General features: G+C 69.7%; 26 protein-coding genes. 5 read left to right on the forward strand and 21 right to left on the reverse strand.

Features of this window, described 5'->3' with window-relative positions; all coding sequences use genetic code 11:
- Positions 1-176 precede the first annotated feature (176 nt).
- The 7 genes from ACWF9G_RS25410 to ACWF9G_RS25440 all read right to left on the reverse strand — a co-directional run bounded on the left by ACWF9G_RS25410 (position 177) and on the right by ACWF9G_RS25440 (position 7,455).
- Complete coding sequence (locus ACWF9G_RS25410; RefSeq protein WP_452518346.1) at positions 177-2,624, reverse strand: primosomal protein N'; 2,448 nt, start codon at positions 2,622-2,624, stop codon at positions 177-179.
- Positions 2,625-2,638: 14 nt separating this feature from the next.
- Positions 2,639-3,850, reverse strand: a complete 1,212-nt coding sequence (gene metK / locus ACWF9G_RS25415) for a methionine adenosyltransferase (protein WP_378847045.1) — start codon at positions 3,848-3,850, stop codon at positions 2,639-2,641.
- A 203-nt stretch (positions 3,851-4,053) separates the two neighbouring features.
- The gene (gene coaBC / locus ACWF9G_RS25420) at positions 4,054-5,271 is read right to left on the reverse strand and encodes a bifunctional phosphopantothenoylcysteine decarboxylase/phosphopantothenate--cysteine ligase CoaBC (RefSeq protein ID WP_452518348.1); all 1,218 of its coding nucleotides are present in this window, start codon (positions 5,269-5,271) and stop codon (positions 4,054-4,056) included.
- A gap of 28 nt (positions 5,272-5,299) precedes the next feature.
- The gene (gene rpoZ / locus ACWF9G_RS25425; protein ID WP_378847075.1) at positions 5,300-5,620 is read right to left on the reverse strand and encodes a DNA-directed RNA polymerase subunit omega; all 321 of its coding nucleotides are present in this window, start codon (positions 5,618-5,620) and stop codon (positions 5,300-5,302) included.
- Entirely contained in the window at positions 5,607-6,191 is a 585-nt protein-coding gene (gmk, locus tag ACWF9G_RS25430; protein WP_189023620.1) for a guanylate kinase, read from the reverse strand. The genes rpoZ and gmk overlap by 14 nt, the downstream gene beginning before the upstream one ends.
- A gap of 5 nt (positions 6,192-6,196) precedes the next feature.
- Positions 6,197-6,517, reverse strand: a complete 321-nt coding sequence (gene mihF / locus ACWF9G_RS25435; protein ID WP_030203531.1) for an integration host factor, actinobacterial type — start codon at positions 6,515-6,517, stop codon at positions 6,197-6,199.
- A 347-nt stretch (positions 6,518-6,864) separates the two neighbouring features.
- Positions 6,865-7,455, reverse strand: a complete 591-nt coding sequence (locus tag ACWF9G_RS25440) for a TetR/AcrR family transcriptional regulator (protein WP_452518350.1) — start codon at positions 7,453-7,455, stop codon at positions 6,865-6,867.
- 30 nt (positions 7,456-7,485) lie between these two features.
- Here ACWF9G_RS25440 and ACWF9G_RS25445 point away from each other — a divergent pair, with 30 nt between their 5' ends.
- Complete coding sequence (locus tag ACWF9G_RS25445) at positions 7,486-7,833, forward strand: DUF6463 family protein (protein ID WP_452518351.1); 348 nt, start codon at positions 7,486-7,488, stop codon at positions 7,831-7,833.
- Between the two features lie 36 nt (positions 7,834-7,869).
- Here the strand turns inward: ACWF9G_RS25445 and ACWF9G_RS25450 are convergent, their stop codons facing one another.
- The 3 genes from ACWF9G_RS25450 to ACWF9G_RS25460 form a co-directional block, all read right to left on the reverse strand.
- Positions 7,870-8,526, reverse strand: a complete 657-nt coding sequence (locus tag ACWF9G_RS25450) for a response regulator transcription factor (RefSeq protein ID WP_452518353.1) — start codon at positions 8,524-8,526, stop codon at positions 7,870-7,872.
- The gene (locus ACWF9G_RS25455) at positions 8,517-9,641 is read right to left on the reverse strand and encodes a sensor histidine kinase (RefSeq protein ID WP_452518355.1); all 1,125 of its coding nucleotides are present in this window, start codon (positions 9,639-9,641) and stop codon (positions 8,517-8,519) included. The genes ACWF9G_RS25450 and ACWF9G_RS25455 overlap by 10 nt, the downstream gene beginning before the upstream one ends.
- Before the next feature lie 140 nt (positions 9,642-9,781).
- Positions 9,782-10,432, reverse strand: coding sequence for a DedA family protein (locus ACWF9G_RS25460; RefSeq protein ID WP_452518356.1), 651 nt, complete (start codon positions 10,430-10,432; stop codon positions 9,782-9,784).
- A 155-nt stretch (positions 10,433-10,587) separates the two neighbouring features.
- Here ACWF9G_RS25460 and ACWF9G_RS25465 point away from each other — a divergent pair, with 155 nt between their 5' ends.
- Positions 10,588-11,682: a serine hydrolase domain-containing protein gene (locus ACWF9G_RS25465; protein WP_452518358.1), complete on the forward strand. Its 1,095-nt coding sequence runs from the start codon at positions 10,588-10,590 to the stop codon at positions 11,680-11,682.
- Between the two features lie 73 nt (positions 11,683-11,755).
- On the opposite strand, the gene pyrF is transcribed toward ACWF9G_RS25465, so the two are convergent.
- Genes pyrF through pyrR form a run of 7 tightly spaced genes read right to left on the reverse strand, consistent with a single transcriptional unit; the run spans position 11,756 to position 20,456 of the window.
- Complete coding sequence (gene pyrF, locus ACWF9G_RS25470; protein ID WP_452518421.1) at positions 11,756-12,580, reverse strand: orotidine-5'-phosphate decarboxylase; 825 nt, start codon at positions 12,578-12,580, stop codon at positions 11,756-11,758.
- Position 12,581: 1 nt separating this feature from the next.
- The gene (gene carB / locus ACWF9G_RS25475) at positions 12,582-15,944 is read right to left on the reverse strand and encodes a carbamoyl-phosphate synthase large subunit (protein ID WP_379308313.1); all 3,363 of its coding nucleotides are present in this window, start codon (positions 15,942-15,944) and stop codon (positions 12,582-12,584) included.
- Positions 15,944-17,059, reverse strand: coding sequence for a glutamine-hydrolyzing carbamoyl-phosphate synthase small subunit (carA, locus tag ACWF9G_RS25480; protein WP_379308312.1), 1,116 nt, complete (start codon positions 17,057-17,059; stop codon positions 15,944-15,946). Before carA ends, carB begins: the two co-directional genes overlap by 1 nt.
- A complete protein-coding gene (locus ACWF9G_RS25485) occupies positions 17,056-17,562 on the reverse strand; it encodes a PH-like domain-containing protein (protein WP_189023641.1) in 507 nt (168 codons plus the stop codon). Before ACWF9G_RS25485 ends, carA begins: the two co-directional genes overlap by 4 nt.
- 13 nt (positions 17,563-17,575) lie before the next feature.
- On the reverse strand, positions 17,576-18,874 hold the full coding sequence (locus ACWF9G_RS25490) for a dihydroorotase (RefSeq protein WP_452518360.1): 1,299 nt from the start codon (positions 18,872-18,874) through the stop codon (positions 17,576-17,578).
- Positions 18,871-19,827, reverse strand: coding sequence for an aspartate carbamoyltransferase catalytic subunit (locus tag ACWF9G_RS25495; protein WP_379308310.1), 957 nt, complete (start codon positions 19,825-19,827; stop codon positions 18,871-18,873). The genes ACWF9G_RS25490 and ACWF9G_RS25495 overlap by 4 nt, the downstream gene beginning before the upstream one ends.
- The gene (gene pyrR, locus ACWF9G_RS25500) at positions 19,824-20,456 is read right to left on the reverse strand and encodes a bifunctional pyr operon transcriptional regulator/uracil phosphoribosyltransferase PyrR (RefSeq protein WP_229739509.1); all 633 of its coding nucleotides are present in this window, start codon (positions 20,454-20,456) and stop codon (positions 19,824-19,826) included. The genes ACWF9G_RS25495 and pyrR overlap by 4 nt, the downstream gene beginning before the upstream one ends.
- Positions 20,457-20,791: 335 nt before the next feature.
- Here pyrR and ACWF9G_RS25505 point away from each other — a divergent pair, with 335 nt between their 5' ends.
- Positions 20,792-21,610 carry an SDR family oxidoreductase gene (locus ACWF9G_RS25505; protein WP_379308309.1) on the forward strand — a complete coding sequence of 273 codons (819 nt, stop codon included), beginning with the start codon at positions 20,792-20,794 and terminating at the stop codon, positions 21,608-21,610.
- 248 nt (positions 21,611-21,858) lie between these two features.
- Positions 21,859-22,149, forward strand: a complete 291-nt coding sequence (locus ACWF9G_RS25510; RefSeq protein ID WP_379308308.1) for a hypothetical protein — start codon at positions 21,859-21,861, stop codon at positions 22,147-22,149.
- Between the two features lie 11 nt (positions 22,150-22,160).
- Here ACWF9G_RS25510 and ACWF9G_RS25515 read toward each other — a convergent pair whose 3' ends face one another.
- Together ACWF9G_RS25515 and ACWF9G_RS25520 are read right to left on the reverse strand one after the other, a co-directional pair.
- On the reverse strand, positions 22,161-23,096 hold the full coding sequence (locus ACWF9G_RS25515; protein WP_452518362.1) for a MerR family transcriptional regulator: 936 nt from the start codon (positions 23,094-23,096) through the stop codon (positions 22,161-22,163).
- 5 nt (positions 23,097-23,101) lie between these two features.
- The gene (locus ACWF9G_RS25520) at positions 23,102-23,893 is read right to left on the reverse strand and encodes a helix-turn-helix domain-containing protein (RefSeq protein ID WP_452518364.1); all 792 of its coding nucleotides are present in this window, start codon (positions 23,891-23,893) and stop codon (positions 23,102-23,104) included.
- A gap of 43 nt (positions 23,894-23,936) precedes the next feature.
- Here ACWF9G_RS25520 and ACWF9G_RS25525 point away from each other — a divergent pair, with 43 nt between their 5' ends.
- Entirely contained in the window at positions 23,937-24,320 is a 384-nt protein-coding gene (locus ACWF9G_RS25525; protein ID WP_379308305.1) for a hypothetical protein, read from the forward strand.
- 168 nt (positions 24,321-24,488) lie between these two features.
- Here ACWF9G_RS25525 and ACWF9G_RS25530 read toward each other — a convergent pair whose 3' ends face one another.
- Together ACWF9G_RS25530 and ACWF9G_RS25535 are read right to left on the reverse strand one after the other, a co-directional pair.
- The gene (locus ACWF9G_RS25530; RefSeq protein ID WP_452518366.1) at positions 24,489-25,277 is read right to left on the reverse strand and encodes a MerR family transcriptional regulator; all 789 of its coding nucleotides are present in this window, start codon (positions 25,275-25,277) and stop codon (positions 24,489-24,491) included.
- A 29-nt stretch (positions 25,278-25,306) separates the two neighbouring features.
- Positions 25,307-25,813, reverse strand: a complete 507-nt coding sequence (locus ACWF9G_RS25535) for a VOC family protein (RefSeq protein WP_452518368.1) — start codon at positions 25,811-25,813, stop codon at positions 25,307-25,309.
- Positions 25,814-25,865 lie beyond the last annotated feature (52 nt).

Below are 25,865 nucleotides of genomic sequence, written 5' to 3' on the forward strand. Positions count from 1 at the left end.
CGCGGCCTGCGAATCCGACGGACACTCGTCGCCCGAGCCCACCCGGTCACCGCGCCCGCAGCCCGAGCACACGCCGGACAGCCGATGGCGACCGGGCCCGCGGCCTGCGAATCCGACGGGCGCTCCTCGCCCGAGTTCGGCCGGTCACCCACGCCGACGACCCGGGCGCGCGCCGGTCAGCCGATGTCGACCGGGTCGACCTGCACCCGTAGCGGGGCGTCGGATCGATGGGAGCTGCGGACCGCCTGGGCAGCGGTCAGGGCGCGAGCCAACGGCCCACCCGCGGACCGGCCGACCCGCAGCAGCATGCGTTCGACCTCCGCCGGAGAGTCGCTGCCGGAGAACGGTTTCCGTGCCGTCGGCGGCAGCGGAACAGGACCGAGCACCTCGGTGCCGTCGGGCAGCGCCGCCGCATCAAGGAACTCCGCGATGGAGGCGGACGTGCCGTCGACGGCAGCCAGCCGCACGGCGGGCGGGAACCCGACCTCGGCGCGGGCCTCGAGCTCGGCGGCGGCGTGGTGCACAGGGTCCCAGCGGACCAGTGCCTGGACAGTGGGCAGGGCGGGCTCCGCCATCACGATGACCTGTCCGCGCGGCCGGACCAGAGCGGCGGCGCCCATCCAGCGGCGCAGCGTGTCTTCGCTCGCCCGCAGGTCAGCCCTGCCGAGCAAGGCCCAGCCGTCGAGCAGCAGCGCCACCCCGTAGCCACCCCGCACGAGCGGTTCCGCGCCGACCGTGGCGACGACCACCTGGGCGCCCGGCTCTACGGTGTCGAGGACTTCCCCGCCACCGGAGCCCCGGATCGGCACGCCGGGAAACGCCCGGCCGAGTTCTTCGGCGGTGCGTGCCGCACCGATCACCATCGCCCGCAAGGCGCGCGCCCCGCAGGCCTGACAGCGGAAGGCGGCCTCGGTGATGCCGCACCACTTGCACTGCGGGCTCGCCGCCTGTCCGTCCGCGGACTGCGGCAGCGACAGCGGCCCGTTGCAGTGCCTGCAGCGGGCAGGCGTCCGGCATTTCGCGCAGGCCAGCGAGGGGACATACCCGCGCCGGGGCACCTGGACCAGCACCGCGGCGTTCTCCTTGAGCGCCGCGCGGGCGGCCGCGAAGGCGACGCCGGGCATCCGCACCGCCCGCGCCAGCGCATCGCGTTCCAGGGCGAAGTCGGTGTCACCGGGCGCGCTGATCCGCGGCATCACTTCGCGCAGCACCTGTCGCTCGGCGAGAAGGTCACGGGCCCAACCGGATTCGACAACGGCCTGGACTTCGGCGGTGCGGGCGAAACCGGCGGCGACGAAGGCCGCGCCCGTCTCGTGAGCACGCAGCATCGCCACCTCGCGCGCATGCGGATACGGGGCACGCGGCTCGGCGTAGGTGTCGTCGCCGTCGTCCCAGATGGCGATCAGCCCGAGATCGCGCGCGGGCGCGAACACCGCGGCCCGAGTGCCGACCACGATGCGGGCCTGACCGCGCAGCACCGCCAACCAGCGCCGGTAGCGTGCCGCGGGCCCCAGCCCCGCCGACAATCCGACAGCCGAATCCCCCACCAGCTGAACACATTCGGCGAGCAGCCGATCCAGGTCACGCTGATCCGGCACCATCAGCACCGCACTGCGCCCACCGGCCGCCACCGTCGCGGCGAGTTCAGCCAGGCGCGCCGCCCAGTCCTCGCCGGGCAGCGCCTGCCAGGCGGCGCGTGCCGCCCTGCGCTGCCGCAGCGCGCTGACGAACGCCTCGCCGTGCGTATACCGCCCCCACGCCGACGTGTCGACGCTCGGTTCCGTTACGGCGCTGGACTTTTCACCGTCCGAACCAGATGTTGTCGGCCGCTGCTCCGTCCCCGGCCGCTGCTCCGTCCCAGCCCGCTGCTCCGTCCCGGCCCGCTGCTCCGTCCCAGCCCGCTGCTCCGTCCCAGCCCGCGCTCTGTGCTCGGCACGCGATTCGGCGTTCGGCCCTTGATCGTGAGCGGACGATTCTCGCGCTGCCGGCGATCCCGATGGCACCCGTTCGCCGGGCAAGGCGTCGGTGGCGGCATCAGCCCCGGACTGCCGCAGCTGAACCCCGGACCGCTCGCTCATCGGCTGCTGACCGCGACCGTCTGCCAGTACCTTCGAGGTCGCCGATGGCGTCGGCTCGTCCACATCGGCTGCGTCGGCTGCGTCGGCTGCGTCGGCTGCGTCGGCTGCGTCGGCTGCGTCGGCTGCGTGCGCATCGGATATCGATTCCGTTGCGGCAGTGGACTTCTTGGCTGTCCCCGCTTCCGTGCGGGCATGGCGGGGTGGGATGGCCAGGCGCAGGACGTCGGCGCGGGTGCCCGCGTAGCGGGCGGCGACGGTGGTGGCCAAGCGCAGGATTTCCGGGGTGAGGACGCGTTCCGGGGAGACGACGCGCTCGAGCTTCACCATCTTGCCGGTGTGGTCGCTGCGCGGGAGCCGCTCGAGCAGGTACCCGTCGACCAGGCGGCCCGCGAAACGCACCCGGACCCGCACGCCCGGCTGCGCGATCTCGTCCAGGTCCGGTGGCACCAGGTAGTCGAAATCGCGGTCCAGGTGCGCAGGCGACAGCAGCGGGAGCACCCGAGCGATCGGGCGTCCCGCTGCTGTCGTTGTGTCGTCCGCTGCCACGCGGGCGGTGAGTCTTACAGGCCGACGGCCGCGCGCAGCTTGTCGGCGCGGTCCGTGTGCTCCCAGGGCAGGTCGACATCGGTGCGGCCGAAGTGACCGTAAGCCGCGGTCGGCGCGTAGATCGGGCGCAGCAGGTCCAGGTCGCGGATGATCGCGCCCGGACGCAGGTCGAAGACCTCCGAGATGGCGGCCGAGATGCGGACCGGGTCCACCTTCTCGGTGCCGAAGGTCTCGACGAACAGGCCGACCGGGGCCGCCTTGCCGATCGCGTACGCGACCTGCACCTCGACCCGCTCCGCCAGACCGGCGGCAACGACGTTCTTGGCGACCCAGCGCATCGCGTAGGCGGCCGAGCGGTCCACCTTCGACGGGTCCTTGCCGGAGAACGCGCCGCCACCGTGGCGGGCCATGCCGCCGTAGGTGTCGACGATGATCTTGCGGCCGGTCAAGCCCGCGTCGCCCATCGGGCCGCCGAGCACGAACTTGCCGGTCGGGTTGACCAGCAGCCGGATGTCGGAGGTGTCCAGGCTGGGCAGCTCCAGGTCACCGACGACGGCGTCGAGGACCTTCGCGCGGATATCGGGCGCGAGCAGGTTGTCCAGGTCGATATCGGCCGCGTGCTGGGTGGAGATGACGACCGTGTCGAGGCGGACCGGGCGGTCACCGTCGTATTCGATGGTGACCTGGGTCTTGCCGTCGGGACGCAGGTACGGCAGCACGCCGGACTTGCGGACCTCGGTGAGCTTGCGCGAGAGCCGGTGCGCGAGCGCGATCGGCAGCGGCATCAGCTCGGGGGTGTCGGTGGTGGCGTAGCCGAACATCAGGCCCTGGTCACCGGCGCCCTGGCGCTCGATCGCGTCGTCGGAACCGCCGACGCGCGCCTCGTGCGAGGTGTCGACGCCCTGCGCGATGTCGGGCGACTGGGCACCGATCGCGATGTTGACACCGCAGGAGTTGCCGTCGAATCCCTTTGCGGAGGAGTCGTATCCGATCTCGAGGACCTTCTCCCGGACGATCCGCGGGATATCGGCGTAGGCCGAGGTGGTGACCTCGCCCGCCACATGGACCTGACCCGTGGTCACCAGGGTTTCCACCGCGACCCTGCTGCTCGGGTCCTCCGCGAGCAACGCATCGAGGATGGAATCGCTGATCGCGTCACAGATCTTGTCCGGGTGACCTTCGGTCACGGACTCACTGGTGAATAGCCGACTACCTGTCGTACGCACAGTTATTCCCTCTCCCTCAACGGGTACTCGTTCCTTATCAAGACTATTCCAAACCACCGACGAGGTGGCGCAGTGCACACAGACTGTCCTGGACTGTTCACCGAACCGGCGAAGCCGCCCACAGACCGCGCCCGTACGCAGTACACTGCGCGACGATCATTGCAGCGCAACAGATCTCGCGAAGTAGGTGGACCGTACCTCGGTCAGCGCAGCAGCGGGACGAGCGCGTCGAGCACCCGGCTGGCCAGCAGCGCCTTCGAACCGTGATCCAGGGCCTGTTCGGTGCCGTCGGCGCCGAGCAACCAGCCGTCATTGGTGTCGACCTCGAACGCCTTGCCCTCGCCGACCGCGTTGACCACGAGCAGGTCGCAGCCCTTACGGGCCAGTTTGGCGCGGGCGTGGGTGAGCACGTCACCGTTGTCGTCCCCGGTCTCGGCGGCGAAGCCGACGATCGCGGTGCCTACGAGCCTGCCGTCGGTGCGGGCGTCGACCAAGCCGGCGAGGATGTCCTCGTTCTTGGTCAGCGGGATCACGTCGGGCTCGTCAGCGCCCTTCTTGATCTTCGCCGCGGCGACGTGGGTCGGCCGGAAATCGGCCACCGCGGCCGCCATGATCACCGCATCGGAGCCGAGCGCGTGCTTGTCGACCGCGGTCTTGAGCTGCTCGGCGGTGGTGATGTGGACCAGGTCGACGGCGGCGGGGGGCGCGAGTTCGATGGTGTTGCCCGCGATCAGCGTCACCTGGGCGCCACGCTGGGCGGCGACCCTGGCCAGGGCGTAGCCCTGCTTGCCCGAGCTGCGGTTGCCGAGGAAACGCACGGGATCGAGCGGTTCCCTGGTGCCACCGGCGGTGATCACCACGCGGCGACCGGTCAGGTCGCGGGGCAGCGCGTCGGGACGTTCGAGCAGCAGCGAGGCCAGGCCGAAGATCTCCTCCGGCTCGGGCAGCCTGCCCGGACCGGTGTCGGTGCCGGTGAGCCGGCCCGACGCGGGTTCCATGACATTGGCGCCGTGCGCTCGCAGCGTCGCGACATTGGCCACCGTCGCCGGATGCTCCCACATCTCGGTGTGCATCGCGGGCGCGAACAGCACCGGACATCGAGCCGTCAGCAAGGTGGCGGTGAGCAGATCGTCGGCGCGCCCGTGCGCGGCGCGCGCCATCAGATCCGCGGTGGCGGGGGCGATGACGACCAGATCGGCCTCCTGACCGATCCGGACATGCGGAACCTCGGGCACGTCGGCGAACACGCCGGTGTGCACCGGCTGGCCGGACAGTGCCTCGAAGGTCGCCTTACCGACGAACTGCAGGGCCGACTCGGTGGGAATCACCCGCACCTGATGGCCGGTCTCGGTGAACCGGCGAACGAGGGCACACGCCTTGTAGGCGGCGATGCCCCCGCTGACCCCGACGACAATCCGCATGGTCTCTACGCCTCCGGAAAAGAGATTGTCACTCGCCCTCGGTGTGCTCGAGCAGGTCGGAGTGGATTTCGCGCATGGCGACCGACAGCGGCTTCTCCTGCAGGCCGGGCTCGACCAGCGGGCCGACGTACTCGAGGATGCCGTCGCCGAGCTGGTTGTAGTAATCGTTGATCTGACGCGCGCGCTTGGCCGCGTAGATCACCAGGGCGTACTTGGACGACGTGCGCTCGAGCAGCTCGTCGATCGGCGGGTTGGTGAGGCCGATCGGGGTGTCGTACGCGGGCGCGGCTGCGGTGTCCGTACTCACTAGGGGAGGCTCCTGCGGGGTTAGTGGGTCAAGAACTCGAATTTGTGCTAACGAATAACGATACCAACTGCTCGCAGGCGGTCGTCACTTCGGCGTTCACGATCACCGTGTCGAACTCGTCACAGGCCGCCAATTCGACCCGGGCGGTCTCGAGCCTGCGCTCGATCACCTCGGGCGTCTCGGTGCCACGCGAACGCAGCCGTGAGACCAGTTCCTCCCAGCTCGGCGGGGCGAGAAACACCAGCAGCGCTTCCGGCATCGCCTGCCGGACCGACCGTGCGCCGGCCAGGTCGACTTCGATCAGTACAGAATGTCCGGCGGCCAGTGCTTCCCGCACCGGAGCCGCGGGGGTGCCCGATCGCTGCAACCCCCCGTGGATGTCCGCCCATTCGAGCAGTTCGTCCGCCTCGATCATGGCGTCGAATTCCGCTCGGGAAACGAAACGGTAGTCACGGCCGTCGACTTCCCCGGGCCGGGGGGCCCGGGTCGTCGCCGACACACTGAAGACCAGTTCGGGCAGGCGTTCCCGCACGCACCGCACGACCGTGGACTTACCCACGGCCGAGGGGCCGACCAGTACAACCAGCCGACCCTTCCGCGTGTGTTCGACCACCTGTATCAGGAGTCGAAGTCGAAGCGAGCCAGCAGCGCCTTGCGCTGACGGTCGCCCAGGCCACGGAGACGCCGGGTAGGGGCGATCTCCAGCTCGGTCATGATCTCGGCAGCCTTGACCTTGCCCACCTTCGGCAGAGCCTCGAGCAGCGCAGAGACCTTCATCTTGCCGAGAATCTCATCGGATTCGGCGTCGGTGAGGACCTGCTTCAGGTTGGTACCGCCACGCTTCAGGCGCTCCTTGAGCTCCGCCCGAGCACGGCGAGCGGCAGCCGCCTTCTCCAAAGCAGCGGCGCGCTGCTCGTCAGTCAGCTGGGGAAGGGCCACGGTTCCTCCGTCTCATCGTTCATTGCTAGATCTACCGCCGGTTACCCGGACGGTCTGTGCGACCGTACCCACGACGCCCGCCGATTGCGAACCCGACCCCCAGGTCAGGGCAGGATTACGGATGCCGTATGGGGCGCGCGGGCCCGATGCGGTGACCACCGATTCCTCCGCACCGATCGTACCGCCGAAATCGAAAAATGCACCCCTACCAGCGGTTTTACCGATATGGGCGATGTTAGCCATCAGGTAGCGCGCGGTGTGGTCATCAGCACGGCAAACCCGGTGATGCCCGACCAGGGACTTTCCCGAAATTCCCCGCGTGTCGCTGGATTTCGTACCGCGTGTCGTCAAGATCGGGAACGGAACCGCTCCAGAACCGCGCCGGTGGCGGTCGCGGTCACCTCGTCGATCCAGTCGGGAATCGGTGCCGCGCGGGCGATGTAATCGCGCACCAAACCGTACGGAATCGCCTTCACCGCGGCCTCGGCCAGCGCCGCCGCGCGCTCGTCGGCGGTCCCGAATTCGGTGACCACGGCAGCGAGCAGGGCCGCGTTCATCGCGTCGTTCACGGTGGCGATCTGCGCCCGCAGATCCTCGGGCCTGACATCGAGCAGTTCGTCGCGATGGAACATCTTCATCGCTCTGGCCTCGGTCGGGTTGGCGCGGCAGTACCGCGGCAGATAGGTGGCCGCGGCGAGCAGCGGTGACGGCCCGGCCAGCGCGGCGAGCAGGCCGACATGGAAGCGCCGGATCGAGCGCAACCACAGCCGGGCGAGCAGTTCGTCACGTGAGGCGAAGCGCACATAGATCGACCCCGTGTGCACGCCGGCGGCCTTGCTGATCGCAGTGATCGCGGGTCGGGTGATCGCCGGATCGACCAGCAGGTCGCGGGCCGCGTCGAGCACCTGATCGTCGGTGAAGAGACGGGGTCTTGCCACCGGCTCAGCCTAGTGGCACAGTTTATGAATATGAATTCAAGAACTGGTTTTCCGCTGGCCGGGGCCGCAGTGGTGTTCATCGCCACCGTCCACACGATCATGGGTGTCGTCCTGCTCGCTGCGGGCGATCAGGACACCGAGCTCTCGTTCTGGTTCACCACGTTCGGTGTGGTCGGGATCGGTCTCGGGGTGGCCATGATCGAGCTGGAGCGAGCGCGCGGTTTCGTGCCCGCATCGGTGCTCGTCGCGCTCGCCGTGACGACGCTGGTCGGGTTGGTGTACATGCCGGTGTCGGGATTCCTCACCCTGCTGGTGCCGCTCGCCGTCGGCGCGGCGGGCTGGTGGCGTGGGCGGATTCCCGCCTCGGCCGAGGTGTGACCTGGCCCGGTCACACCGGCAGCCCCCGATCACGGTCTAGGCGTCGACGGCGCCCGCGCGCAGATGCTGCAGGATGGCGAGAACCCGGCGATTGTGGGCCTCGCCCACGGGCAGGTCCAGCTTGGTGAAGATCGCGTTGATGTGCTTCTCGACAGCGCTGCGCGTGACGAACAGCTGCTGACAGATCGCCGCATTACTCAGGCCCTGCGCCATGAGTTCGAGCACCGCGCGCTCGCGCTCGGTCAGCCGGTGCAGCGGCGCATCGGCGCGGTTGTGCAGCAACAGCTGCCGCACCACCTCCGGATCGAAGGCGGTGCCGCCCGCGCCGACCCGCTCGACCGCGTCGAGGAACGCGCCGATCGCGGCGACCCGATCCTTGAGCAGGTAGCCGATGCCGCCGGTGCCGGTCAGGAATTCGGCCGCGTGCCTGCGTTCGACGTACTGCGAGAGCACCAGGACCGCGATCCCCGGCTGGTCCCGGCGGATCTCGAGCGCCGCCCTGATGCCTTCGTCGACGTGATCGGGCGGCATCCGGACATCGGCGATGACGAGGTCGGGCGGGCGGACCCGCACCGCGGCCAGCAACTCGGTCGCGGTGCCGACGGAGTCCACGATTTCGTGTCCCTCGGCGGTCAGCAGCTGAGCCAGGCTCTCGCGCAGCAGCGCGGAATCCTCGGCCAGGGTTATCCGCACGGAACCTCCACGGTGACGATGGTCGGACCGCCCGGCGGGCTGTCCACCCTCATCGTGCCGTCCAGCGCGGTGACGCGGGTGGCGATGCCGGCCAGCCCGTGGCCGCCGGGGTCGGCGCCGCCGTTCCCGTCGTCGCGCACACGCAGGCGCACGAGCGGCCCGTCGCGTTCGACGCCGACGGCGATGGTCTCGGCCCCGGAATGCTTGATGGCGTTGGTGATCGCCTCGCTCGCGGTGAAATAGCAGGCCGATTCGACCGGTCGCGGCGCACGTTCGGTGAGCGCGTAGTCGAGCCGGGTCGGCAACGGTGTCCGGTCGGCCAGGGCTTCGAGCGCGGCGTGGAGTCCGTCGCGGGCGAGCATCGCCGGGTAGATCCGCCACGACACCTCCCGCAATTCGTCGAGGATGTGCCCGGTCTCGGTGATCGCGCGCCGGTGCAGCTCGCCACGCCGGTCCTCGTCGGCTTCCCGCTCCACCCGGCCGAGCAGGATGGACAGCGCGACCACCCGCTGCTGCACGCCGTCGTGCAGGTCTCGTTCGATGCGTCGTCGTTCGTCGTCGATCACCTCGATCACCTCGGCGCGCGTGGTGGTCAGCTGCGCCACCCGCTGCGCGAGTTCGTCCTGGCCAGGGCGGGTGCTCCGCCGCAGACACCAGGCCTCGGCTCGCACGACCCCGAGCAACCCCTGCACGGCGAGGAAGCACAGCACCGCTCCCGGCAATGCCAGCACCATGACGCTCGCCCAGGTGACCTGCCCCGGTTCGGTCGCGTCGATGATCGGCACGGCGGCACCGGTTGCCGCGCCGTAGACCACGGCCACCGCGACGACGACCCCCAGACCGGACAATGCCAGGACCAACGCGCCGAGCGTCCCGACGAGCGCGCGGGCCGCCAGATAGCCCGCGGCCCGCGGCCCCCTCGGCACGCCGTTCGAGCGCACGCCGAGCAGCCGGGTGAGCCGCCGCCGCTCCACCGAGGCGATCCGGTCGGTCAAGCCCGCCGAGATCGGCGCGGCGAGCACCCCGAGCAGGTCGAGCGGCACGGTGACCACGCCGAGCAGATACCCCGCGATCGCCGCCGCGGCGCGCGACGAGCGCGGGGAGGAAGAGCTCATCATCCGATCCTCCCGTGCCACACCCACATCGACGTGCGCGGATCGCGCCAGGATGTGCTCATCGCCCAATTCTCGCGTGTCCCGGCCACACCGACCGGTAGTCACACCGCGGTCGGGCCGGTTCGGCCTGCGCGGGAATCTCATCGCCCGGCGGTCGACTGCGCCCGCGGCTGACGCAGACGCCGGAGGACGAACACGGACGCGGCGACGAGCACGACGACGATCACGGCCTTCTGCAGGATGCCCGCGTAGGTCTCGACGAGGTGCCAGTTCTCGCCGAGCGCGAACCCCGCGAACACGAAGATCGCGTTCCACAGCAGGCTGCCCGCGGTGGTCAGCAGGGTGAAGCGGCCGAGGGGCATCCGTTCGACACCGGCGGGGATCGAGATCAGGCTGCGGAAGATCGGGATCATCCGGCCGAAGAACACGGCCTTGTCGCCGTGGCGGGCGAACCAGTCCTCGGTGCGGTCCAGGTCGGACAGGCGTACCAGCGGCAGGCGGTCGACGATGCGGCGCAGGCGGTCGCGGCCGAGGGCGGCGCCGAGGCCGTAGAGGGCGAGGGCGCCGACGACCGAGCCGAGTGTCGTCCACAGCAGGACCTCGGCGAGGCTGAACCGGCCGCGGCTCGCGGTGAAGCCGGCCAGCGGCAGGATCACCTCGCTGGGCAGTGGCGGGAAGAGGTTCTCGAGTGCGATGGCGATGCCCGCGCCGAGGCCGCCGAGCTGTTCCATGAGCTGGACCGCCCATCCCGCGATGCCGGTGAGTTCGGTCGAAGTGGCTGTCGTTTCCATGCTTTCGACGCTAGGAAGCGGGCGCCTGGCGATCAGTAGCGTCAACCATCCGATCGGCAGGGTGCGACCGCAGTCCAGGGGTGGGGTTTTCCGCACCCCCATCGCGGGGCTCACACCCTCGTCGTCGGCGCGGAGCGTGCCTAGCGTGGAAAGCTATGCGACAGAAACTGTTTCGTGCCTCTGTGGTCGTTCTGGGCACCGTGCTGACGGCCACGCTGGTGGCCGCCACCGTCCTCGTGACGGCGCGTTGGCAGGTCGTCGGGGACACGGTCGAGGCCGGTGCGCGCTGGAACGACACGGATGTGGTGCTGCGGGTCTCCGACGAGGAGCGGCAGCGGGAGTGGCAGTACGCCGGCAGCGGGCAGTCCACGCCGGATCCGCACAGCCGATTCCGGATCGGCAGCATCACCAAGACCTTCGTCGCGACCGTGGTGCTGCAACTGGTCGACGAGGGCAAAGTCGACCTGGACGGTTCGATCGCCGCGCAGCTGCCCGACCCGATTCCCGGCGGGAACCGGATCATGGTGCGGCAGTTGATGAATCACACCAGCGGGCTCTACGACTACATGAAGGAACCCGGCATGTCGACGAATCGGTGGCGCGGCGACGACCGGTTTCGCAGTCACGCGCCCCGCGATCTGCTCGCCACCGCGGTGCGCCACGACCCCTCTTTCGAGCCGGGCGCCCGCTTCCGGTACTCGAACACCAACTACATCGCGCTCGGCCTGCTCATCGAGCACGTGACCGGGCGCCGCTACGGCGACGAGATCCGCGACCGCATTCTCACTCCCCTGCGGTTGACCGCCACCACCGTTCCCGGCGACGATCCCCGTATCCCCGCGCCCGCGCTCACCGCACACCGCGACATCGACGGCGTCGGCCGTGTGGACGTGACCGACATGAACCCGTCGCTGGACTGGGCCGCAGGCGAGATGATCTCCACCACAGCCGATCTCGACGCGTTCTTCGCGGCATTGCTGGGTGGCCGCCTGATCAGCCCCGCCGCGCTGGGCCGGATGCGCGAGACCGTCCCGATGGGCATGGGATTCCACTACGGCCTCGGCCTGCAGCGTTTCGATCCACCGTGTGGTGACGATCTGTGGGGGCACGGCGGTGAGCTGCTCGGTTACGTCACGTATGCGTTCCGGTCGACCGACGGCCGCGCACTGACGATGGTCCTCGGCTCAGCGGCCTCGTCGGACGCGTTGTCGCTGTTCGCCACGGTCACAGCGACGTACTGCCTCGCCTGATCGTGGGGCGTGACCAGCGGAAAACGACGAGGCCGGGGCGGCGTGTCGCTGCCCCGGCCTGTCGCGTCGATCGTCACCGCTGCAGGAAGGCGAACTCCTCCCGCAGCTGAGCCATCTTGTCGCACAGCGCCGTCACCGACGGGCCCGCGTTGAGGACCTCGCGCGACACATTGGGCACCACGGCCGCCAGGTTCGCTTCCGGCACCAGGGCGCGGATCGAGTCCGCTCCCCCGCCCTGCGCGCCGACACCGGGCATCAGGATGGGGCCGTTGAGGGCCGACAGGTCCGGCGCCTCGGTGAGTGTCGCGCCGACGACCACGCCGACGGAGCCGAAGCCGTGGCCCGCGTTGCGCGCCGCCGCCTCGTCGACCATCGTCTGGGCGATCGTGCGCCCGTCCGCGGCGGTGATCCGCTGTAGTTGCGCCCCTTCAGGATTCGAGGTCGCCGCGAGGACGAACACGCCGCGATGGTTGGCCTTGGCCAGGCTCAGCGCCGGGTCGAGCGACCCGAAACCGAGGTAGGGCGAGACCGTCACCGCGTCGGAACCGAGGGGTCCGTCACCGAGCCAGGCGTGCGCGTAGGCGTCCATGGTGGAGCCGATGTCGCCGCGCTTGGCGTCGGCGAGCACCAGCGTGCCCGAGCCGCGCAGCACCTCGATGGTGCGTTCGAGCACCGCGAGACCGCCGGAACCGTAGGTCTCGAAGAACGCGACCTGCGGCTTCACCAGCGCGACGCGGCCGTCGAAGGCCTCGACGCAGATCTCGGCGAACGCCTCGAGCCCGTCGACGTCCTCGGTGAGCCCCCACGCCCGGAGCAGGCCGGGGTGGGGGTCGATGCCGACGCACAGCGGGCCGAATTCCCGCATGGCGTGCTGCAACCGGTGACCGAAGCTGTGCATGTCAGCCACGCAGCACCGAGTGCAGCTGCTGCAGCGAGCGCACGCCGATGCCGCCGTTGATGCTCGCCTCGATGCCCTGCACCGCCGCGGCCGCGCCCTGCACGGTGGTGATGCACGGGATGTTCGCGCCCACCGCGGCGGTGCGGATCTCGTAGCCGTCCACGCGGGGGCCCGAGTTGCCGTAGGGGGTGTTGAACACGATGTCGATCTCGCCGTCGCGGATCTGCTCGACGATCGAGGCCTCCGGCATGCCGGTCGCCGGGTCGGTGGCTTCCGGGTCGGAGTGCTTGCGCACCTGCTCGCACGGAATGCCGTTGCGGCGCAGGGTTTCCGCGGTGCCCTCGGTGGCGAGGATGCGGAAGCCCAGGTCGTGCAGGCGCTTGATCGGGAACACCATGGCGCGCTTGTCGCGGTTGGCGACGGAGACGAACACGGTGCCCTCGGTCGGCAGCGAGCCGTAGGCGGCGGCCTGGCTCTTGGCGAAGGCGGTGCCGAAGTCGGCGTCGATGCCCATGACCTCGCCGGTGGACTTCATCTCCGGGGAGAGCAGCGAGTCCACGCCGGAGCCGTCGGCGCGACGGAACCGGTGGAAGGGCAGCACGGCTTCCTTCACCGCGACCGGCGCGTCCAGCGGCACGTGGCCGCCGTCGCCCTCGGGCGGCAGCATGCCTTCCTTGCGCAGGTCGGCGATGGTGGCGCCGAGCATCACGCGTGCGCAGGCCTTGGCCAGCGGCACCGCGGTCGCCTTGGAGACGAACGGCACCGTGCGGCTCGCGCGGGGGTTGGCCTCGAGCACGTAGAGGATGTCGTCCTTGAGGGCGTACTGCACGTTGAGCAGGCCCTTGACGCCGATACCCTTGGCCAGCGCGATGGTGGAGCGGCGCACGGCCTCGATGTCGCTGCGGCCCAGGGTGATCGGGGGCAGCGCGCAGGCGGAGTCACCGGAGTGGATGCCCGCTTCCTCGATGTGCTCCATCACGCCGCCGAGGTAGACCTCCTCGCCGTCGCACAGGGCGTCGACGTCGATCTCGATGGCGTCTTCCAGGAAGCGGTCGACCAGCACCGGGTGCTCCGGGTTGAGCTCGGTGGCGCGGGAGATGTAGCCCTCGAGCGAGGTCTCGTCGTAGACGATCTCCATGCCGCGACCGCCGAGCACGTAGGACGGGCGCACCAGCACCGGGTAGCCGATCTCGGCGGCGATCTTCTTGGCCTGCTCGACCGTGGTGGCGGTGCCGTACTTGGGCGCGGGCAGTCCGGCGGCGACGAGCACGTCACCGAATTCGCCGCGGTCCTCGGCCAGGTCGATCGCGGCCGCGGAGGTGCCGACGACCGGCACGCCGGCGTCGGTGAGCCGCTGTGCCAGGCTCAGCGGGGTCTGGCCGCCGAGCTGCACGATCACGCCGGCGACGGTGCCCGACTCGGTTTCGGCGTTGTACACCTCGAGGACGTCCTCGAAGGTGAGCGGCTCGAAGTAGAGGCGATCGGCGGTGTCGTAGTCGGTGGAGACGGTCTCGGGGTTGCAGTTGACCATCACGGTCTCGTACCCGGCAGCCGAGAGGGTCTGTGCCGCATGGACACACGAGTAGTCGAACTCGATGCCCTGACCGATGCGGTTGGGGCCCGAGCCGAGGATGATCACCTTGTCGCGCTCACGCTGCGGCGCGACCTCGGACTCCGCGCCGGGATCCAGCTCATAGGAGCTGTAGTGGTACGGCGTCTTGGCCTCGAACTCGGCGGCACAGGTGTCGACGGTCTTGTAGACCGGGCGCACGCCGAGGCGGTGGCGCAGCGAGCGCACACCGGCCTCGCCCGCGAGCTCGGGCCGCAGGGCGGCGAGCTGACGGTCGGACAGGCCGTAGTGCTTGGCACGGCGCAGCAGATCCTCGTCGAGCACGGGCGCGTCGAGGACTTCCTGACGCAGCGTGACCAGCCCGGCGACCTCGGCGACGAACCACGGATCCACACCGGAGGCCAGCGCGACTTCCTCGATGGACGCGCCGAAGCGCAGGGCCCGCTCGACCTGGTAGATGCGGCCCTCGGTGGGCACGCGCAGGTCGGCGAGGATGGCCTCGATGGCCTCGCGCACCGACGCGGGGTCGCTCGGGTCCTGCGCCGCCCACTGACCGTCGTCGGTGGTCCAGAAGCTGGCGGCCTTGGTCTCGAGCGAACGCAGCACCTTGCCGAGGGCCTCGGAGAAGTTGCGGCCCATCGACATCGCCTCACCCACCGACTTCATGGTGGTGGTCAGCGTGGCGTCGGCGCCGGGGAACTTCTCGAACGCGAACCGCGGCGCCTTCACGACGACGTAGTCCAGGGTCGGCTCGAAGCAGGCCGGGGTCTCGCCGGTGATGTCGTTGACGATCTCGTCGAGGGTGTAGCCGATGGCCAGCTTGGCGGCGATCTTGGCGATCGGGAAGCCGGTGGCCTTCGACGCCAGCGCCGAGGAGCGCGACACGCGCGGGTTCATCTCGATGACGATCAGGCGACCGTCCTTCGGGTCGACCGCGAACTGGATGTTGCAGCCGCCGGTGTCGACGCCGACCTCGCGCAGGATGGCGATGCCGAGATCGCGCATCTTCTGGTACTCGCGGTCGGTGAGCGTCATGGCCGGGGCGACGGTGACCGAGTCACCGGTGTGCACGCCCATCGGGTCGACGTTCTCGATCGAGCAGACGATGACGACGTTGTCGCGGCCGTCGCGCATGAGCTCGAGCTCGAATTCCTTCCAGCCGAGGATGGACTCCTCGATCAGGACATTCGCGGTCGGCGACGCGGCCAGGCCGCCACCGGCGATGCGGTCGAGGTCCTCGTCGTTGTAGGCCATGCCCGAACCGAGGCCGCCCATGGTGAACGACGGGCGCACGACGACCGGGAAGCCGAGTTCGGCGACGGTGTCGCGGACTTCGTCCATGGTGTAACAGACACGGCTGCGGGCACTCTCGCCGCCGACCTTGGCGACGATGTCCTTGAACTTCTGCCGGTCCTCACCACGCTGGATGGCGTCGAAGTCGGCGCCGATCAGCTCGACGTTGTACTTCTCCAGCACACCGCGCTCGTGCAGGGCGACCGCGGTGTTGAGCGCGGTCTGCCCGCCGAGGGTGGCCAGGATGGCGTCGGGGCGTTCCTTGTCGATGACCTTCTCGACGAACTCCGGGGTGATCGGCTCCACGTAGGTGGAGTCGGCGAACTCGGGGTCGGTCATGATGGTCGCCGGGTTCGAGTTCACCAGCGATACACGCAGTCCCTCGGACCGCAGCACCCGGCACGCCTGGGTACCGGAGTAGTCGAATTCGCACGCCTGGCCGATCACGATCGGGCCAGAGCCGATCACCAGGATGTGCTTCAGATCCTCGCGGCGAGGCATCAGGCTCCTTCCATGAGACCGGCGAAACGGTCGAACAGGTATGCGGCGTCGTGCGGGCCTGCGGCGGCCTCGGGGTGGTACTGCACCGAGAAGGCGCGACCGTCGAGCAGTCGCACACCCTCGACGGTGCCGTCGTTGGCGCAGATGTGGGAGACCTCGGCCTTGCCGAACGGGGTGTCGAACACCTCGCCCTTCTCGCCTTCCAGCGCGAAGCCGTGGTTCTGCGCTGTGATGGAGATGCGGCCGGTGCCCTCTTCGACCACTGGGATGTTGATGCCGCGGTGGCCGAACTTCATCTTGTAGGTGTCGCGGCCCAGTGCCCGGCCCAGGATCTGGTTGCCGAAGCAGATGCCGAACAGCGGGATCCCGCGCTCGAGCACGCCCTGGGTCAGCGCGATCGCGCCGGTCTGGGTGGCCGGGTCGCCGGGGCCGTTGGAGAGGAACACGCCGTTGGGGTTCAGCGCGAGGATGTCGTCGAGGGAGGTGTTCGACGGCACCACGTGGGTGCGGACACCGCGCTCGGCGAACATGCGCGGGGTGTTGGTCTTGATGCCCAGGTCGACCGCGACGACGGTGAAGCGGTGGTCCCCGACCGGCTCGATCGTGTACATGCCGTCGGTGCTGACCTCTTCGGCCAGGTCGGCGCCGAGCATGGAGGGCTGACCGTTGACCCTGGCCAGCAGCTCGTCGTCACCGGCGAGGGCGGCACCGGAGAAGATGCCCGCCTTCATCGAGCCGCGGGTGCGCAGGTGACGCACGACCGCGCGGGTGTCGATGCCGGCGATGCCGACCACGTTCTGCTTGTCGAGCTGGTCCTGCAGCGTGCCGGTGGCGCGCCAGTTGGACGAGATCGGCGAGGGGTCGCGCACGGCGTAACCGGCGACCCAGATCTTGCCGGACTCGTCGTCCTCGTCGTTCCAGCCCGTGTTGCCGATCTGCGGGGCGGTGGCCACCACGATCTGGCGGTCGTAGCTGGGGTCGGTCAGGGTCTCCTGGTACCCGGTCATCGCGGTGCAGAACACCGCCTCGCCCAGGGTCTGGCCCTCGGCGCCGAAGGCGGTACCGCGGAACACGCGGCCGTCCTCCAGCACGAGGGCTGCCTTCACTTTGCTCATTCGTCGTCTCCCGTCGTCGCCCTGGTCGCATCCGCGGTCCATGCCGGGTACACCGTCTTGTCGTCGCCCCGGAATCCGGTATCGATCTCGGTTCCGGTCGGCAGTGTCCAGCGAATTACCAGCACACCATTCTCTGTCATCACTTTGCCCGCGTGTCCGCGTTCGGTGCGCACGGCCGTGACGGATTCCTGCGGAATCCAGATCGGCGTCGCCCCGTCGCGTTCGAGCAGGATTCCGCGTTCGAACCGCGTCAGTTCCGCGGTTGCCCGGAATCCCAGGTCACCGACCGCGATCCGGTCCTGCCAGCTGGGCGCGATGGTGCTGCCCAGGTAGAGGCCGGTGGTCGGTTCCAGTAGTTGCGCGCCCAGCTCGGCGGGCACCGTCGGCAGTTCGCCGATCCGTGCCTGCTGCCGCGCGGCCTTCTTCTGCCAGGCTCGGTACATCAGCCACAGGCACAGGAGGAACAGGGCAAGACACCCCAGTACCCACAGAGTTCTTTCCACGTTCCTGGCCCTCCTAGATCCCGGCAGCCTTGCCCTCGCGGGCAGTTACCCGGCCGCGCAGCACGGTGGCTGACACCTGGGCCGGGAACGTCATGTCCTCGAACGGCGTGTTGTTCGAGATGCTCGCCAGTTCGGCGCCGTGCACCGTCCACTCGGCGTCGGGGTCGATCAGCGTCAGGTTGGCAGGCTCGCCGACCGCGATCGGGCGGCCGTGGTCGTCGAGGCCGACGATCGCGGCGGGCTTCTCGCTCATCACCCGTGCGACACCGCGCCAGTCGAGCAGGCCGGGCTGCACCATCGTCTGCACGATGATCGACAGCGCGGTCTCGAGGCCGAGCATGCCGGGGCGGGCGGCGGCGAACTCGCAGCACTTGTCCTGCTCGGCGTGCGGGGCGTGGTCGGTGGCGACGCAGTCGATGACACCGTCGGCCAGTGCCTGGCGCAGGGCGGCGACGTCGGCGGACTCGCGCAGCGGCGGGTTCACCTTGTTGACCGCGTCGTAGGTCTCCAGGCGCGAGTCGTCGAGCAGCAGGTGGTGCGGAGTGACCTCGGCGGTGATCGAGATGCCCTGGGACTTGGCCCATTTCACCAGTTCGACGGTGCCCGCGGTGGAGGCGTGGCAGATGTGCACGCGGGCGCCTGCATCGCGAGCAAGCAGCGCGTCGCGGGCGACGATCGACTCCTCGGCGGCGCGCGGCCAGCCGGCCAGGCCGAGGCGGGCGGCGTTGGGGCCCTCGTGCGCGACGGCGCCCTTGGTCAGGCGCGGCTCCTCCGCGTGCTGGGCGATGAGCACGCCGAGCGAGTTCGCGTATTCGAGCGCACGGCGCATGATCAGCGGGTCGTAGACGCAGTGGCCGTCGTCGGAGAACATCCGCACCTGGCCGATACCCGCCGCCATGGTGCCCATCTCGGCGAGCTGCTTGCCCTCGAGTCCGACGGTGACCGCGCCGACCGGGAACACGTCGACCAGGCCGACCTCCTGGCCGCGCCGCCACACGTGATCGGTGATGACGTGCGAGTCGGCGACCGGGTTGGTGTTGGCCATCGCGAACACCGCGGTGTAACCGCCGAGTGCGGCTGCGGCCGAACCGGTTTCGATGGTCTCGGTGTCTTCGCGACCCGGCTCGCGCAGGTGGGTGTGCAGGTCGACGAAGCCGGGCAGCAGGATCTGGCCGTTGCCGTCGATCACCTCGGCGTCGGCCGACGCCTCGATGCCAGTGCCGATCTCGGCGATGACGGTGCCGCGCACCAGCACGTCGACCGGCTCGCCTTCACCGTATGGCCGGACATTCTTGATCAGCAATTCACTCACGCCGCCACCTCCTGGGTGCCGACGAGCAGCCGGAACAACACGGCCATCCGCATGTGCACTCCGTTCGTCACCTGTTGCAGGACTGCCGCTTTCGGCGAATCGGCGACCGCCGACGCGATCTCCATGCCGCGCAGCATGGGACCGGGGTGCAGCACCACCGCGTCGTCGCCGAGCACGCCGAGCCTGCGCTCGGACAGTCCGTAGTTGATCGAGTATTCGCGGGCCGACGGGAAGAATCCGCCGTTCATCCGCTCGGCCTGCACGCGCAGCATCATGACCGCGTCGGCGCCGGGCAGTTCGGCGTCCAGCGAGGTCGCGACCCGGCACGGCCAGCTGTCCACGCCCACCGGCAGCAGGGTGCGCGGCGCGACCAGCACCACTTCGGCGCCGAGGGTGTTGAGCAGGAAGACGTTCGAGCGGGCGACCCGGCTGTGCAGGATGTCGCCGACCAGCACGATCCGCTTGCCCTCGATGTCGCCGAGGCGCTGACGCAGGGTCAGCGCGTCGAGCAGCGCCTGGGTGGGGTGCTGGTGGGTGCCGTCGCCCGCGTTGATGATGGAGGGCGCGGCGCGGTTCTCCTCGCGCGCCCACTGTTCCATCCAGCGCGCGATCTGGTGCGCGGCACCGGAGGCCGGGTGGCGCACGATCAGCGCGTCGGCGCCCGCCGCGTGCAGGGTCAGCGCGGTGTCGCGCAGCGATTCGCCCTTGGAGACCGAGGAGCTCGACGCGCTGACGTTGATCACGTCGGCGCTCATCCACTTGCCCGCGACCTCGAAGGACACCCGGGTGCGGGTGGAGTTCTCGTAGAACACCGTCATCACGGTGCGGCCGCGCAGCGTCGGCAGCTTCTTCACCTCGCGGCCGAGCAGGGCCTGTTCGAAGCGCTCGGCTTCGTCGAGGAGTTCGGTGGCGGTGGCCCGGTCGAGATCGGCGACCGTCAACAAATGTTTCACGCCTGCGCCTCCTGGTGCAGATACACACCGTCGTGTCCGTCGTGTTCGGTCAGCAGGACCGAGATGTCCTCGGCGCGCGAGGTCGGCACGTTCTTGCCCACGTAGTCGGCGCGGATCGGCAGTTCGCGGTGACCGCGGTCGATGAGCACCGCCAGCTGCACCGCGCGGGGGCGGCCAAGGTCGCGCAGGCCGTCGAGGGCCGAGCGCACGGTGCGGCCGGAGAACAGCACATCGTCGACGAGAACGACCAGGGCGTTCTCGATCCCGCCGTCGGGCACCGAGGTGCGCTCGAGCGGGCGGTGCGGACGGCTGCGCAGGTCGTCGCGGTAGAGGGTGATGTCGAGCGAGCCCAGCGCGGGCCGCACGCCGGAGAATTCCTCGATCTTGGCGGCGAGCCGGTTGGCGAGGGTGGTGCCGCGGGTCGGGATGCCCATGAGAACCACCCGCGGTGCGTCGGCGTCGCCGGAATCGAGGGCGGTCTTCTCGATGATCTGATGCGCGATGCGCGCGACGGTCCGGTGCACATCCGATGGCGACAACAGCTCGCGCCCGGCTGCCACCCACTCGGGAGTGTGCCGCTGCGATGTTTCGCCCGCGCCGGTTTTGGCCGCCCGTTCGGGCACAGCCATGCCGACCTCCTTCCCCGCCTCACCGGACGGTCCGTTAAAGGATGCCTAACTCGCGCTCCACCCTATCAGCGTCCGAACCCACCTTTGACCAGGTCGTCCCGCTTGTGAGCGCCGCCACGGGGTGCGCGCGGATGGCGCGCGTGCGTCCGCCGTCACACTCGGACTGAAAGTCCTGCGAGCGCGGAGGTTTGAACGCCGGACCGGATCATCCGCCATCGCAGCTGCCGTACGGCGCGTGACGGCATTCACGTCCGATCCGACCCGAGCCCGGCCACTTCGTCGAACCGCCGGGTATTCGGTTGCAGGCAATACGGGTACCGGGTGCAATCGGGAGTATGGCATCGGAGGCGTTGGCAGGGCGGGTCGCCGTGGTGACCGGCGTGAGCCGCCGGAACGGGATCGGGTTCGCGGTTGCACAGCGGCTGGCAGCGGAGGGTGCCGCGCTGTTTCTTACGCACTGGGCTCCGCACGACGCACAGCAGCCGTGGGGCGCCGAGGACCCGGCGGCATTGTGCCGTGAGCTCGGAGCAGTGACACGGGTCGCGGATATCGCCGTCGATCTGGCTGAACCGGAGGCTGCGGAGCGGGTGATCACCGAGGCGGTCGGCATCTTCGGCCAGGTCGACATTCTCGTCGCGAACCATGCGCGCAGTGGTAGCGACGGGAGCCTGTTCGTCGTCGATGCGGCGATGCTCGACGGGCACTGGGCGGTCGACGCCCGGTCGGTACTGCTGCTGACCCAGGCGTTCGCACGCAGCTACCGCGGCGAGGGCGGTCCGGTAGGTGATCGCGGTCGGGTGATCTGGATGACCTCGGGGCAGCACCTCGGTCCGATGCGGACGGAAATCGCGTATGCCGCGGCGAAATCGGTGCTGGCGGGCCTCACAGCCACGGTCGCCGACGAACTGATCGAGCGCGGAATCGTGCTCAACACGGTCAATCCGGGTCCGGTGGACACCGGGTATCTGTCGGCGGCGACAACCGATCGGGATCTCGGAGTCGTCGAGGAGGTACGGGCCGCGTTCCCGCGCGGCCGGGTGGGAGCCCCCGACGACCCGGCGCGGTTGATCGCGTGGTTGGTGTCCGACGACGCCCGCTGGGTGGTCGGCCAGGTGATCGACTCGGAGGGCGGGTTCCGGCGCTCCCGCTGGTGAACTCGCTTGTCGGCCTCCCGGGTGCCGACTACACTGTGATGCGCACCACAGCCGGTAGGACGGATGTGGTGTTGCCGTTCAGCGTAAGCGTGGTTCGATCGGAGCGCCGGGCCACGGTGGTTTCTCGCGACCCTCTCTCGATGAGCCGGGGCTGCCAGTCGCTCCTCTCTTGCTCGACCGCTGGATCTGGACCGCGGGCGGGCGATTTCGCGGGATCTTGGCGTACCTTTCGGCAAGGAGATGACGTTATGGCTGTTGTCGTCGAACTCGATTTCACCGGCGCGACGATGGAGCAGTATGACCAGGTCTTGGAGAAGATGGGGTTCAAGCCAGGGGGGACCGGCGGGCCGGGGTTGATCTTTCATCTGGCCAGGAAGACCGATGACGGGTTTCACGTCACCGATGTGTGGGAGTCCGCTGGCCAGTTCCAGGAGTTCGCCCAGACCACCATCGGGCCGCTGACCCAGGAGGTCGGCCTCACCACCCAGCCCACCGTCACCATCCACGAGATCTACAACTATCTGACCCAGGGAAGCTGAGGCGGTCGAGGTCAGGACGTTGCCGCGCGCAGCGCCTGCGCGAACCACGTGAACACCGGGGTCAGATCCGGTTGCCCTGGCCAGCCGTTCACGATGCCGAGCAACCGCCAATAGCGCTGCACGCGTGGGTCATCGGCGATTTCGAGCCGTTCGAGGATCCAGTGCCGGAGCGCCGGGTCGTCGGGGCGGTCGAAGGTGCTCGCGTAGCGGGCCGTGAGCGCGTCGAGCACCGGGATCGCGGCCGCGGAGCCGGGGGCGATGTCCGCGGTGACGGCGGCACCGACCTGGGTGCGGACGGCTTCGGTGAGGTCGTGGTGCAGGCCGGTGGTGTCGCCCGCGGCGCGTTCCCTGGCCTGGTACTCGGCCATGCGCCGGACGGCGTCGCGGAAATCGTTGTCCTGCACCAGTTCCGCGAGTTCCATCCAGGCCGCGAGCTGGTCGGGCGTCGGATCGTCGGGCAAATCGGGCATCGCGGCGCGGACGAGGTCGACCATGGCGGGGTTGGCGGCGTAGCGGCCGAAGGTGTCGTCGACGAAATCCTGGATCAGGCGGTGTCGTTCGGCGGCGGACAGGGTGGCGAGTCGGTGCATGAGATCCATCTCCGGTGGGGTGGGTTCCCGGGCGGCCACCGCGCGCAACACCGCTCGTCGGACCCGCAGGGTTCGGATCTCGACGTCGAGCGCGTCCGCGTGCGTCGCGGCGACCTCGGTCATCGAGGCCTCGCGGGCGAGCACGCGGCGCACGGTGGCGAGGTCGATGCCGAGGGTGCGCAGGGTGCGGACCAGTTCCAGGCGAGCGAGGGCGGCGGTGTCGTAGCGGCGGTGGCCTGCCGGGTTGAGTGTGGTCGGCGCCACGATGCCGCGGTCGGCGTAGAAGCGGATTGCCTTGACCGTCAGTCCGGTCCGTTCCGCGATCTCCCCGATCGTGAACAGCGTGTCGTCGTCCATGTCGCTCAGCGTGCCGTCTCCCCTCGGGGGAGAAGCAAGCCCGAATCGTCGACGACGATGCGAACGCCCGCGCCGAGCAGGTCGGCGGCGGTCAGGCCGAACATGGCGTGGAAGGTGTCGCTGAAATGAGAGGGGCTGGCGAACCCGGCATTCGCCGCGGCCGTGGTGAGGTCGGCGCCGTCGGCCACTGCCCGGCCGACGGCGAGCATGCGCGCCCAGACTCGGTAGCGCCGGAAGGTCGTGCCCGCTTGGGCGGAGAACAGGTGCAGCAGACGGGATTTCGACAGGTGGACCGCAGTGGCGAGTTGATCGGCGGAGATCGCGGCGGCCGGATCGGCGCACAGGATGGCCGTGGCGGCGGCGATTCGGGGATCGATGTCGGGCCTGCCCGCGCCGCACGCGAGATCGAGGACGGCGGCGGGCGCGGAGTCGGCGGCACGGCGGATCAGCGCGGCCTCCTCGCGGTGTCCGAAGCCGAAACCGCCTGCCTGTTCGAGCATCCGGTCCCGGCAGGCGGCGGCGCGCGGTGAGCCGGAGTCGAGGTAGCAGAACAGCATTCGCCCGTCGGCGACGATCCGGTGCGGGGTACGCGGGGGGACCAGCACACTGCGGATCGCCCGGGCGCCGAGCGCGTCCGCGTGCACCGTGAACGATGTTTCCAGCCCGACCGCCAGGCATGCCACCGACCCGGAATGCCGGTCGAGTCGCAGCGACGGGCCGAGGTAGATGGCGTGCCCTGCCCCCAGCCACACCGTCGCCGGGGTACTGCACGTTTCCGGAAGTGGCGCTGCGCCCATGCAGGCAATGCTTGCACGACAGGTGTCGAATGAAGGAGGGGACATGGTCGGAGAAATTGTCGGCGCGGTGCTGCTGGTTGGTGTGGGTCTGGTGCATGTGGTGCCGGGCGTGGTCGCGGTGGCGCCGGGGCGCGCGGCGGGGGTCTACGGCACGGCGATCACGAACCGGGATCTCGAGCTGTTGCTGCGTCATCGCGCGGTGTTGCTCGCCCTGGTGGGTGCCGGATTGATGGTCGGTGCGTTCGTGCCACCGGTGCGGGCGGTGACCATCGCGGCCGGGATCATCAGCACCAGTTCGTTTCTCGTGCTCGCCGCCGTGGTGGGACTCGGCGATCTCGGCGCCCCGACGAAGCGGGTCGCACGGGTCGATGTGGGGGCTCTTGCCGCACTGGTCGTCGCGGCGCTGCTGTTCGGCTTCGCCGGGTGACGCCGCGAAATCCGCTGCGACACGGGCTACCCGACCTGGCCCACGGCTCCCGAGATGACCGCCGAGTGACATCGTCTACGAACTCCGGCGCGACAGTCGCGGCGACCCCCGCTGACCGCTTCCTCGAGGACCCGGCGAGATCATCACTGTGACAGCTCATTCGGCGCACTATTCCCAGGTCGCCGTGTCCGGGTCGACGCCGTGCGCTCGCGCGTTGGCGTCGATGAGCGCACTCAGCCAGGCGGTCAGTCCCGGCTCGATGGCGTCGTAGAACGCGGTGTAGTCCGGATCGGTCATGTAGTGCCTGCCGAGACACACCTGCATTGCGTGGGTGCAGTCGAAGTAGACGGCGATCGAGGCGCGATGCCGTTCGGCGAGCGCGGCGGCGCGCGGGCTGCCGGGGGTGACACCCGAGCGCAGGGCCGCGGCCAAGTCGGCGTGCAGGGCGGCGGTGTCGTCGGTGATGCGCCGCCACTCCCCCGCCGACCTGGCCGCGGCGCGTTCGGCGTACTGGGTCCACTGCGGGGTGTCACCCCACCGTTCGCGAGCCTCGTCGACCCAGGACGGCTGCCAGTCCGCACCGAAGATCGCGACCTGATCCTGCGCGGACAGCAGGATCCCCGATTCCCTCGCCTCGATCATCCGGTCCATGGCCGCGGTCATCCGCTGCAGGCGCAGCGTCTTGGCGTGCAAGGCCTCGCGTTGACGGCGCAGCGTGACCATGGCGTCGGCGGCGGGCGCGTCCAGCAGCGCGCCGATCTCGTCCAGTGCCACGCCCAGTTCCCGGTAGACGATGACGCGCTGGGCACGGGCCAGGTCCGCCGCCGTGTACAGGCGGTAGCCGGCGGCGGTACGGTCGGACGGGTGCACCAGCCCGACCGCGTCCCAGTGGTGCAGGGTGCGCGTCGTGACGCCGAGCAGTTCGGCCGCGGCGCCGACGGTGAGCGGTTCGGACACGGCATCCAGTGTGCCGTGCCCGATGACCGTCACAGCTCGGGTGCCTCGATACCGATCGAGCGCAGGTGCGCGGCCTCCGGGCTGTCGGGGTCCCATGGCCGCGCGGCCGTCATGACGACCCGGATGTTCTCCGGGGTGCGGACCTCCAGCTCGATCGAGTTCCACGGCATGAGCCGCGGACCGGTCGTGCAGCCGGGTGACATCGCTTCGCACGCGGCGGCGATCGCGTCGATCTCGCCGAGTACGCAGGAGAAACTCACCGTCATGGCGGGTGTGTCGTCCCGCTGTTCGCCCGAGACCAGCAGGACGTCCTGAAAGGTCCAGCGGCGCAGATGGGTCAGCTGACCGGGGACGGAGAACAGGTCGAAGAAGCCGAGTGCGCTGACCCAGAAGTCCGTCGACACGGTCAGATCGACCGACGGCACGGTGACGAACATCGGCATGCCGTAGATGCCGTGGAACGGTTCGGGAGCCACGGCGCCGGGACCGGGAACGGGGACCGGGCTGATCTCGAAAGCGGGAAATGGTGTGCTCATCCGGGCATCGTCGACCCTTACGCAACGTGAGGGTCAAGCCGTCGCACCGCCT

Source organism: Nocardia sp. NPDC055029, from assembly GCF_053608525.1.

What these genes read in the sequence shown, in the direction of transcription:
- coaBC (WP_452518348.1), bottom strand. Translation starts at nt 5,271, where the DNA reads ATGCGGATTGTCGTCGGGGTCAGCGGGGGCATCGCCGCCTACAAGGCG.
- ACWF9G_RS25445 (WP_452518351.1), top strand. Translation starts at nt 7,486, where the DNA reads ATGAATTCAAGAACTGGTTTTCCGCTGGCCGGGGCCGCAGTGGTGTTC.
- ACWF9G_RS25455 (WP_452518355.1), bottom strand. Translation starts at nt 9,641, where the DNA reads ATGAGCTCTTCCTCCCCGCGCTCGTCGCGCGCCGCGGCGGCGATCGCG.
- ACWF9G_RS25460 (WP_452518356.1), bottom strand. Translation starts at nt 10,432, where the DNA reads ATGGAAACGACAGCCACTTCGACCGAACTCACCGGCATCGCGGGATGG.
- ACWF9G_RS25465 (WP_452518358.1), top strand. Translation starts at nt 10,588, where the DNA reads ATGCGACAGAAACTGTTTCGTGCCTCTGTGGTCGTTCTGGGCACCGTG.
- pyrF (WP_452518421.1), bottom strand. Translation starts at nt 12,580, where the DNA reads ATGCACAGCTTCGGTCACCGGTTGCAGCACGCCATGCGGGAATTCGGC.
- carB (WP_379308313.1), bottom strand. Translation starts at nt 15,944, where the DNA reads ATGCCTCGCCGCGAGGATCTGAAGCACATCCTGGTGATCGGCTCTGGC.
- carA (WP_379308312.1), bottom strand. Translation starts at nt 17,059, where the DNA reads ATGAGCAAAGTGAAGGCAGCCCTCGTGCTGGAGGACGGCCGCGTGTTC.
- pyrR (WP_229739509.1), bottom strand. Translation starts at nt 20,456, where the DNA reads ATGGCTGTGCCCGAACGGGCGGCCAAAACCGGCGCGGGCGAAACATCG.
- ACWF9G_RS25505 (WP_379308309.1), top strand. Translation starts at nt 20,792, where the DNA reads ATGGCATCGGAGGCGTTGGCAGGGCGGGTCGCCGTGGTGACCGGCGTG.
- ACWF9G_RS25510 (WP_379308308.1), top strand. Translation starts at nt 21,859, where the DNA reads ATGGCTGTTGTCGTCGAACTCGATTTCACCGGCGCGACGATGGAGCAG.
- ACWF9G_RS25515 (WP_452518362.1), bottom strand. Translation starts at nt 23,096, where the DNA reads ATGGACGACGACACGCTGTTCACGATCGGGGAGATCGCGGAACGGACC.
- ACWF9G_RS25520 (WP_452518364.1), bottom strand. Translation starts at nt 23,893, where the DNA reads ATGGGCGCAGCGCCACTTCCGGAAACGTGCAGTACCCCGGCGACGGTG.
- ACWF9G_RS25525 (WP_379308305.1), top strand. Translation starts at nt 23,937, where the DNA reads ATGGTCGGAGAAATTGTCGGCGCGGTGCTGCTGGTTGGTGTGGGTCTG.
- ACWF9G_RS25535 (WP_452518368.1), bottom strand. Translation starts at nt 25,813, where the DNA reads ATGAGCACACCATTTCCCGCTTTCGAGATCAGCCCGGTCCCCGTTCCC.